Here is an 8,908-nt window from a genome sequence, read left to right on the forward strand (position 1 = left end):
AGCGCCTATCAACCCTTAGAGCGATGTGCCTCCCTTCGGAAAGTACGCTCTGATACTCTGAATCTTCGCATCGGAGGACCATCGACCATGGCCGGGCTTTATCTGGAAGAGTTCGTCGTCGGCCACGTCTTCCGGCACACGCTGCGCAAAACCGTTACCGAAAGCGACAACATGCTGTTTTCGGTGATGACGCTGAACCCGCAGCCGCTGCACATCGACTTCGACTTCGCCGCAAAGAGCGAGTGGGGCAAGCCGCTGGTCAATTCGCTGTTCACGCTGGGCCTGATGATCGGGATTTCGGTAAACGACATCACCGTCGGCACCACCGTTGCCAATCTCGGCATGAGTGAGACGGTGTTTCCGCATCCGGTGTTCCACGGCGACACCATCCGCGTCGAGACGACGGTGGTGTCGGTGCGCGACTCGAAATCGAAGCCGGACCGCGGCATCGTCGAGTTCGAGCACCGCGCCTACAATCAGAATGACATGTTGGTTGCCAAATGCACGAGGCAGGCGATGATGATGAAGAAGGCAGCCTGACCGATGCGCTCGCTGCTGTTCGTTCCCGGCGATTCCGAAAAGAAGCTGGAAAAGGCGTTTGGCGCCGGCGCCGACGTTGTCATCGTCGACCTCGAGGATTCGGTCGCGCCCCAAAACAAAGTGTTGGCGCGCGACACCGCAGCACACTTTATCACTGAACACCGTCATCAAACCAATTCCGCGATTTATATACGCATCAACGATCTCTCGACCGGCCTGACCGATGACGATCTGGCTGCAGTCGTGCCGGTGAAACCCGACGGCATCATGCTGCCGAAGTCGAACAGCGGACAGGACGTGCAGCATCTGTCGGCCAAGCTCAGGGTGCACGAGGCCGAGAACGGCGTACCGGACGGCGGTATCAAAATTCTGCCGATCGTCACCGAAACGGCCGCCGGCGTGCTGGCTGCTGCGACCTACGCAAAGGCAAGCGCGCGGCTGGCGGGCATCACCTGGGGCGCGGAAGATCTCTTGGCCGCGATCGGCGCGCGCGCGGCCCGCGACGAAAATGGCCGCTACACAGATGTGTTCCGTTTCGCCCGCACCATGACCATCCTCGCCGCAAGTGCCGCAGAAGTCGCTGCGATCGACACGGTTTTTCCCGGTTTTCGCGACATGGCCGGCTTTGAAGCCGAGTGCGCAGAAGCGGAACGCGACGGCTTCACCGGCAAGATGGCGATCCATCCGGCGCAAGTCCCGGTCATCAACGCCGTCTTCACGCCGTCGACCGAGGCGGTGAAACACTCCAGGGCGATCGTCCAGGCATTCGAGGCGGCTGGAAATCCCGGCGTCGTCGGCATCGACGGCAAGATGTACGACCGGCCGCATCTCCGGCTCGCAGAACGGCTTCTGGCACGCGCTAGGGCGACCGGAGTTTGGCCTGATTTAGTCTGATCGCGCGACGCCGGGCTCTTCCGACGATGGCTGCTCGCGTCCTGCCGGGAGGCGGCTCATCCGTTCCGCGAAATTGACGGAACAGCCCGATAGGCCTGCCGCTCACCATGCGCAGCACTGATCATGGCGTTGCCCGCCGCAACGAGCCAACGGTGCCGCCAGTCTAGTCGGTTGGTTCTGGAGAGAGGCGGGAAAGTAGACCGCGGACCGAGAAATGCAGACCATCCGGCGCGAAGATAAGATCAGGAGGCTCTCCAAACAGACTGGTCAAAGCGGCGCGCATGTACCGTGTTCCGTATCCTACGCGCGAGGGGTCGATGACCAACGGCCCCCCCGATTCGATCCACGTCAGCGTCAACGCTGGTTCCGAGCTCGAGGTAATCTTCCATTCCAGACGAATCCGGCCTTCGGGCTGGGATAGACCACCATACTTGATGGCGTTTGTTGCGAGTTCATGAAGGCAGAGGGCGAGGGTTGTGCCGGCCTCGCGCGAAAGCAGCACCTCAGGTCCCTCGATGATGACGCCGCTTTGCCGTTCCGAACTGTATGGCGCAAGGATAGAATTGGCGACATCCATCAAAGGCACCGTCTCACCTCCTGCAGCAAAGACCGCAGAATGAACATTCGACAAAGCTCTCAATCGTCCTTTGAAATCTTCTGCGAGGCCGTCTGCCGAGGTTGCACCGCGCCGCGTCATCTCGAAGATGGATACGACGGTTGCCAGGATGTTTTTCACCCGATGGTTTAGCTCGTGGCGCAGCTCCGTCTCCCGCTCAAGGTAATCGCGCACGTCGCGCTGGCGGGCTCTGGTGAGGAGTGCGGACTGGATGCCGCTTATCAGTTCCAGCGCCGCCACGGGACGTTGATAGAATATCTGGCGTGAACGTGGCCAGGCGGCATTCAAGGCCGCTTGGATGCGCACCTGAGACGCCGCACGGTCGAGCAGGACTATTATGGGAATTTCCGACCAGTTCGGCTGGTGTTGAAGGAAGCTGGCGATTGTAGCGATTGCCACTGGATCTAGGGCTTCATGCGTAACGACAAGCACTCCCGGCGATTCTGCAAGCAGATTTCCCAAGTCTGCCGTGCTGGCTGCTTTGGCCCGGACGCCGCGTTCCTGCAGCAGGGAGGCCGTGTAGGAGGCGTCCTTGCGGTAGGGCGCCAATATAAGTACCCAATCGAGTGTTCCCACACCGTTATGCTCGGTGTCGCTCACGTCTCAGGCAAAGGATTGTAAGCAACGACCGAAACACCGGAACTCGCGATGAAGAGTTCCCGGACATCGAGGTCGTGCGGGCCGTGGCGCTTCTTGACGACCGTAATATTGCGCCTTAGCCGGCCCTCATGCTCGGCCATGCGAAGAAGAAGCACCGTGTCACCGAGAAAGCTGACATCCACGTCGATCCCGACATTTTGTCCAAGCAATCCATGCTGAGCGACAATGAGCATGGTCAGCACGTCCGCACGCGCGAGATGTTTGAGGAGAGACTGGATATCGAGGACCGCTTTTTCGCGATGTGGGAGCGAATTCAGATAGCCGGTGAAGCTGTCGATCACCACAACGCGCGTATTGTTGCGGCTGACCACTTGCTGCACGATCTGGCCGAACTCGCCCGGCGAGATCTCGTTCGGGCTGAAATCGTAGATGACCAGTTGACCGTCCTTGTGGAACTGCCGCAGATCCATCCCCAAGCCCTCCGACCGGCGAAAGAATGTCTCCAGCCGCTCCTCGAATAGGAAAAGGGCAACACTTTCGCCGCGCTGAAGAGCCGCGGTGGCGTAAAGCGACGACATCGTCGACTTGCCGGTCCCGGACTGGCCAATCACGAGCGTGATCGTTCCTGACTCCTGGCCTCCCCCGAACATCTCGTCGAGGGCATCCACCCCGGATTTGATCAGTTGCGGCTTGGCAACGTCGGTGGCCGAACCGGGTACAATCCTCGGGAACACGACGACGCCTTCGCCCTCGCGAATGGCCATGTCGTGATAACCGTCGGCATAGGGCACACCGCGCATCTTACTTACTTCGATGCGACGGCGTACGGCACCATAATCCTCAAGGGATTTGTCAAGCCGGATCACGCCGTGAGCGATGCCCTCTATCTCCTCGCCGTTATGATCGCCGCCGCTGGTTTGTGTGTCGAGAAGCATCGCAATAATGCCTCGTTTGGCGAGGAAAGCCTTGAAGCCAATCAGTTCGCGGCGAAACCTCGGCGTGTCGCCGGTGATCAGCCGGATTTCAAGCAGGGAATCGTAAACCAGCCTATGTGGTTTGTGTTCTTCGATCGCGCGTTCGATCGCCTTCCGTGTCTCATCCAGCCGAAGGTCGGCGGTCTGAAAAATGGTCTGATCGGCTGCGCCACTCACGGTCTCAGAAGCTGAAAGTTCTTCGACCCGAATTCCGTCGAGCGTCCAGCCGTGTGAAGACGCAATCGCTTCGAGCTCGGAGGCGGTTTGCGAAAGACTGACATAGATGCAGCGCTCACCGGCCGCCACCCCCGCGCGCAGAAATTGCAAAGCAGTGGTTGTCTTGCCTGCGCCTGGATCGCCTTGCACAATGTAAAAATTCGAAGCTGGCAGTCCACCGCGGAGAATTTCGTCCAAGCCGGCGATACCGGAACTTACAACGGGCTGTTTCTTTCGCTCTGCCATGTTTGCCTCGTGTCCAACAGGTTGGGAACCGCAAGCCCATCGTCGGGTATCAAATGCGTTCGAAAGATGACAGCGGGCAAACCTGTCGGCCGCTTGTTGAGGCGCCTCAATTCTCTGAACTCGTTTTTCTGTAATCGGCGCGCCCGTGCAAGGCAAGTTGTCAGCTCGAATAACCTGAAAATGCGGTGTGGGCCGTCGCATCGCCGGCAGGGATCCATAACGAGCACCCTGTCGCAGTCGTTTTGCGCATTGCTCTTGAACGTCGCCGGGAACCAATGCTGCGCGATGGCATTTTGTATGGTTAAGCCAAGAAGATGGATGGGGGAATGATCCAACGGACAACCAATGTCGGCGACGAGGATCGTTATCGCACTCTCGTTCAGGCCGTCACCGACTACGCAATCTATATGCTGGATCCCTCGGGGATCGTGAACAGCTGGAACGCAGGCGCCGAGCGGTTCAAAGGCTATTTCTCCGGCGAGATCATTGGTCAGCATTTCTCACTTTTTTATACGGCTGAGGATCGGGAAAGCGGTCTGCCCGCGCAGGCACTGGAAATAGCAGCCCGCGAGGGCAAGTTCGAGAGCGAAGGTTGGCGGGTCCGCCGCGACGGGACTCGTTTCTGGGCTCATGTCGTAATTGATCCGATCCGCGACCCTAGCGGCCAATTGACCGGCTTCGCCAAAGTCACCCGCGATCTTACCGAGCGAAAGAAAGCCGAGGAGGAACTGCGCAAAAGCCAGGAGCAGTTTCAACGTCTGATTCAGGGCGTGACGGACTATGCGATCTATATGCTCGACCCTGAAGGAATAATCACGAGCTGGAACTCGGGCGCAGAGCGCATCAAAGGCTATTCGGCAGATGAAATAATCGGCAAGCACTTTTCGCAGTTCTATACGCCGCAAGATCGCGAGCGAGGCAGTCCGCAGCGTGCGCTGGAGACCGCTGCTCGTGAAGGACGCGTTGAACGGGAAGGCTGGCGGGTACGCAAGGACGGCACCAGGTTCTGGTCACACGTGGTCATCGACGCAATTCGGGACGACGACGGCAAGATCCTGGGATTTGCGAAGATCACGCGCGACATCACCGAACGCAAGAAGGCGCAGGAGTCATTGGACCAGGCGCGTGAGGCTCTTTTCCATTCACAAAAGATGGATGCGATCGGCAAGCTGACAGGCGGCGTCGCTCACGACTTCAACAATCTGCTGATGGCGGTTTTGGGTAGCCTCGCGTTGCTTCGCAAACGGCTGCCCGACGATCCACAGTTATTGCGTCTCCTCGACAATGCCGTGCTCGGCGCGCAGCGGGGCGCGTCGTTGACGCAGCGCATGCTGGCTTTTGCCCGGCGGCAGCAACTCGACCCAAAGCCTGTCGAAATCATTGGGCTGATACAGGGAATGAAGGAGTTGTTGGAGCGATCGCTAGGCTCCAGGGCTATTATAGAGACCAAATTCCCGCTTTCGCTCAACCAGGTCATGGTTGATGAAAGCCAAATCGAACTCGCACTGCTTAATCTCTGCGTCAACGCCAGGGACGCCATGCCCGACGGCGGGACGATCTTGATCTCCGCCCGGCAGGAAAGCGCCAGCCAAGTCCGGGATGCGGGTTTGGCACCAGGCCAATATGTCTGCCTTTCGATAACTGACAGCGGCGAAGGAATGGACGACGAGACGCTTGCCCGCGCGACGGAACCGTTCTTCACCACAAAAGGCGTTGGCAAGGGAACCGGCCTGGGTCTCTCGATGGTGCATGGGATGATGGAACAGATGGGCGGGCGCCTGCTTCTCCGGAGCCGCAAGGGAGCAGGCACGACCGCGGAAATGTGGCTGCCGGTGGCTGCCACGACCTCAGATCTCGCGCGCGAGCAGGACGTCCTCAGCCAGCAAACCACCGAGGTTGCCCCTCTGCGAATCCTGGCAGTGGATGACGATGCCCTGGTGCTGTTGAATACCGCTGCCATGCTTGAGGACCTTGGGCATACGGTTGCGGAGGCGCATTCGGCAACGGCAGCGCTTCGACTGTTGGAGGAGCAGTCGTTCGACCTCGTCATAACGGACCACGCGATGCCGAAGATGACTGGCCTACAGCTGTTCGATGCAATCAAGGATAAGTGGCCGAATGTTCCCGTAATCATAGCGACAGGTTACGCTGAGCTGCCGGGTGCTAGGGAGATGAAGATTCTCAGCAAGCCGTTCACAGAACACGAATTAGCGAGCGCGATAGCCAGCACTGCCGTTTAGTCACCGGATTACCAACTGCTAGAGCGAGCCGGCCTTCAAGAACCAAGTGCTTAATTCTATCCCAGCCCTAATCTCTTCCCCAGCGCGGCCGGCGCATCGAAAAGATCTCGCTGACACTGGCATAATCCATATAGCCGAGACGGCCGACATTGCCCGCCTTGACGATATCGAACAGACCGTCGTTCAGGAACGCATCGTCGATATGCACGCCGACAACTTCGCCGGCAACGACGACAGCGCTGGTCGGCGTCCCATCCAGCGCCTTTGGCCGCAGGATTTCCGTCACCCGGCATTCGAGCGCCGCCGGCGCCGCCGCCACGCGGGGCGGCGCAACGAGGCGCGAAGGCGCCATGATGAGATCGGCATAGTCGAATTCGCTGACACCGCGCGGCGCATCGACCGCCGTGCGGGCCATTTTTTCAGCGAGATCGCGGCTGACGAGGTTGGCGACGAACTCACCTGTCTCTTCGGCGAAGGTGGCACTGTCCTTCTCGCCTTCGGACGAGAACCAGACGATGAAGGGTCTGGTCGAAAATGCGTTGAAGAAGGAGTAGGGGGCGAGATTGATCTTGCCGGCCTTGTTCACCGTCGAGATCCAGCCGATCGGCCGTGGCGCCACGATCGCCTTGGACGGGTCATGCGGTAGCCCATGACCCTTTGCCGGCTCGTAGAACATTCAGCCCACCCAGGGTCCTGCATAGTCGGCGTAGAGTTTTGTCGGATCGGGCCGCGGCCGCTCCGGCGCCGGCCCTTGGTAGGAGCCGATATGGACGAAGCCGACAACGCGCTCATGCGGCGCCAGCCCCAGGATCGCCCTGCCCTCCGGCACATCGGAATACCAGTTGCTGATCATGTTGGTCCCATAACCCAGCGCATTGGCTGATATCATCAGGTTCATCGCCGCCATGCCGCCCGACAGGAACATCTCCCATTGCGGGATTTTTGGGTTTTCCTTCGGATTCGATACTACGCCGATCACCAGCGGCGCGCGCGAAAAACGCGCCAATTCCTGGTTGCGGCGGCCCTCCGGCAGAGGCCCTTCGCGCTGTTCGGCAAGGGCTGCCAACTTCTTGCCGATCTCCACGCGCGCCTCGCCCCGGTAGAGAATGAAGCGCCAGGGTTCCAGCCGGCCATGGTCCGGCACCCGCGAGGCGGCGGCAATCATCGTCGCGATGTCGGCGTCGCTGGGCGCCGGTTCCTTCAACTCCGGGATCGGCGCGGAATTTCGGGTCAGCAGAAAGTCGATGATCGGCGACGCCATGGGCGCAAGTCTCCTAGGATTTGAGCTGAAGCGCACCATCGGACATCGGGCGGCTTGGGCATTGGCGCGGCGCGCCGGACGGTAGAGCTCGAAACAGACTTGGTCCGGACTCTTAAGCCTTGAAATTGCCACCGCCTTGGGCTTCAAAGCAAGGCATGTTTGAGGGGTTCCTGCGTCTTTTCCCAATCTGGCTTGGCACCGCACTGTTCATGGTGCCGGTTTCGTCCGCCGTCGCGCAGGATGTGGACGGCCTTAGCGATCTAAAGCTTCCCGGAATTTCGAGCTATGCGTCTCCGAGCAACGAGAAATCGCTGGCGCTGGGGAGCAGCGGGGCGATCACGCTGTCGGCGCAATTGACGGACAAGGGCGCCGACATCACGCGCGGCATCGTCTGGCGCGTCTTCAAGCCTGAACCGACCGGCGACGGCAAACTGCCGATGGTCGCTTCCGCCCATGGCGGCAGCGCGGTGTTTCAGCTCGAGCCCGGCAGCTATCTGGTCCATGCCTCCTACGGCCGAGCCGGCGCAACCAAGCGCATTACCGTCGGCAAGGACGCCAAGCGCGAAAGCCTCGTGCTCGATGCCGGCGGCCTGAAGCTCGATGCCGTGCTGTCGGGCGGCGTGCGCATACCGCCGAAGAAGCTGCGCTTTTCGATCTATGAGGGCCAAGCCGAAGCCAATCACGATCGCGCCCTGATCATACCCGACGTCGAGCCGAACAGTGTCGTGCGGCTGAACGCGGGCGTCTACCACGTCGTCTCGACCTACGGCTCGGTGAATGCCGTCATCCGCTCCGACATCCGCGTCGAGGCCGGCAAGCTGACCGAAGCGGCGGTCGAGCATCATGCGGCGGAGATGACCATGAAGCTGGTGCGCGAGCCGGGCGGAGAGGCAATTGCCGACACGTCCTGGTCGTTGCTCAACGAATCCGGCGATCCCATCAAGGAAACCGTCGGCGCCTTTGCCTCGATGGTGCTGGCCGAGGGCGACTACACCATCATCGCCAAGAACCGCGACCGCATCTACCAGCAGGATTTGACGGTCGTGGCCGGGCAGAACAAGGAAATCGAGGTCCTCGCCACCGAGGCCTCGGCGATCGATCCCCAGGAAGGCGCCGACTAAACCATCCGAAGTGCCGTGCGGGTTTGGCGTCCAGCAGCCTATGATTTGGCTGATCAGGCAGCCTTGCGCATGCGTCGCGGCAGGATTTGGCCGCGGCCGCGCGGTTCGGCGGGCGCTAGAGTCTTTCATGTTTTTACGGAAGCATATCCAGCGTTGTTGAAGTAGTTTGCGCATTCGTCAGGCTTGATGGTGCCGACGAG

Annotated in this window: 8 protein-coding genes; 4 read left to right on the forward strand and 4 right to left on the reverse strand. The window is 60.1% G+C overall.

The window, feature by feature from the left end; genetic code table 11:
• Positions 1–87: 87 nt before the first annotated feature.
• Together NKH73_RS09880 and NKH73_RS09885 are read left to right on the forward strand one after the other, a co-directional pair.
• Entirely contained in the window at positions 88–540 is a 453-nt protein-coding gene (locus NKH73_RS09880; RefSeq protein WP_352930716.1) for a MaoC family dehydratase, read from the forward strand.
• Between the two features lie 3 nt (positions 541–543).
• Complete coding sequence (locus NKH73_RS09885; protein WP_352930717.1) at positions 544–1,434, forward strand: HpcH/HpaI aldolase/citrate lyase family protein; 891 nt, start codon at positions 544–546, stop codon at positions 1,432–1,434.
• A 163-nt stretch (positions 1,435–1,597) separates the two neighbouring features.
• Here the strand turns inward: NKH73_RS09885 and NKH73_RS09890 are convergent, their stop codons facing one another.
• Both NKH73_RS09890 and NKH73_RS09895 read right to left on the reverse strand, forming a co-directional pair.
• Complete coding sequence (locus tag NKH73_RS09890; protein WP_352930719.1) at positions 1,598–2,650, reverse strand: sensor histidine kinase; 1,053 nt, start codon at positions 2,648–2,650, stop codon at positions 1,598–1,600.
• The gene (locus tag NKH73_RS09895) at positions 2,647–4,086 is read right to left on the reverse strand and encodes a DUF7125 family protein (RefSeq protein ID WP_352930723.1); all 1,440 of its coding nucleotides are present in this window, start codon (positions 4,084–4,086) and stop codon (positions 2,647–2,649) included. Before NKH73_RS09895 ends, NKH73_RS09890 begins: the two co-directional genes overlap by 4 nt.
• A gap of 326 nt (positions 4,087–4,412) precedes the next feature.
• Here NKH73_RS09895 and NKH73_RS09900 point away from each other — a divergent pair, with 326 nt between their 5' ends.
• Entirely contained in the window at positions 4,413–6,326 is a 1,914-nt protein-coding gene (locus tag NKH73_RS09900) for a hybrid sensor histidine kinase/response regulator (protein WP_502893869.1), read from the forward strand.
• A 67-nt stretch (positions 6,327–6,393) separates the two neighbouring features.
• Here NKH73_RS09900 and NKH73_RS09905 read toward each other — a convergent pair whose 3' ends face one another.
• Complete coding sequence (locus NKH73_RS09905) at positions 6,394–7,002, reverse strand: flavin reductase family protein (protein ID WP_352930727.1); 609 nt, start codon at positions 7,000–7,002, stop codon at positions 6,394–6,396.
• Positions 7,003–7,587: a nitroreductase family protein gene (locus tag NKH73_RS09910; protein WP_352930729.1), complete on the reverse strand. Its 585-nt coding sequence runs from the start codon at positions 7,585–7,587 to the stop codon at positions 7,003–7,005.
• A gap of 155 nt (positions 7,588–7,742) precedes the next feature.
• Here NKH73_RS09910 and NKH73_RS09915 point away from each other — a divergent pair, with 155 nt between their 5' ends.
• Entirely contained in the window at positions 7,743–8,708 is a 966-nt protein-coding gene (locus NKH73_RS09915) for an RgsD C-terminal domain-containing protein (RefSeq protein WP_352930731.1), read from the forward strand.
• Positions 8,709–8,908: the final 200 nt, after the last annotated feature.

This window comes from Mesorhizobium sp. M0938 (assembly GCF_040319125.1).
GTDB lineage: Bacteria > Pseudomonadota > Alphaproteobacteria > Rhizobiales > Rhizobiaceae > Mesorhizobium > Mesorhizobium robiniae.

What these genes read in the sequence shown, in the direction of transcription:
- NKH73_RS09880 (WP_352930716.1), top strand. Translation starts at nt 88, where the DNA reads ATGGCCGGGCTTTATCTGGAAGAGTTCGTCGTCGGCCACGTCTTCCGG.
- NKH73_RS09885 (WP_352930717.1), top strand. Translation starts at nt 544, where the DNA reads ATGCGCTCGCTGCTGTTCGTTCCCGGCGATTCCGAAAAGAAGCTGGAA.
- NKH73_RS09895 (WP_352930723.1), bottom strand. Translation starts at nt 4,086, where the DNA reads ATGGCAGAGCGAAAGAAACAGCCCGTTGTAAGTTCCGGTATCGCCGGC.
- NKH73_RS09900 (WP_502893869.1), top strand. Translation starts at nt 4,413, where the DNA reads ATGATCCAACGGACAACCAATGTCGGCGACGAGGATCGTTATCGCACT.
- NKH73_RS09905 (WP_352930727.1), bottom strand. Translation starts at nt 7,002, where the DNA reads ATGTTCTACGAGCCGGCAAAGGGTCATGGGCTACCGCATGACCCGTCC.
- NKH73_RS09910 (WP_352930729.1), bottom strand. Translation starts at nt 7,587, where the DNA reads ATGGCGTCGCCGATCATCGACTTTCTGCTGACCCGAAATTCCGCGCCG.
- NKH73_RS09915 (WP_352930731.1), top strand. Translation starts at nt 7,743, where the DNA reads ATGTTTGAGGGGTTCCTGCGTCTTTTCCCAATCTGGCTTGGCACCGCA.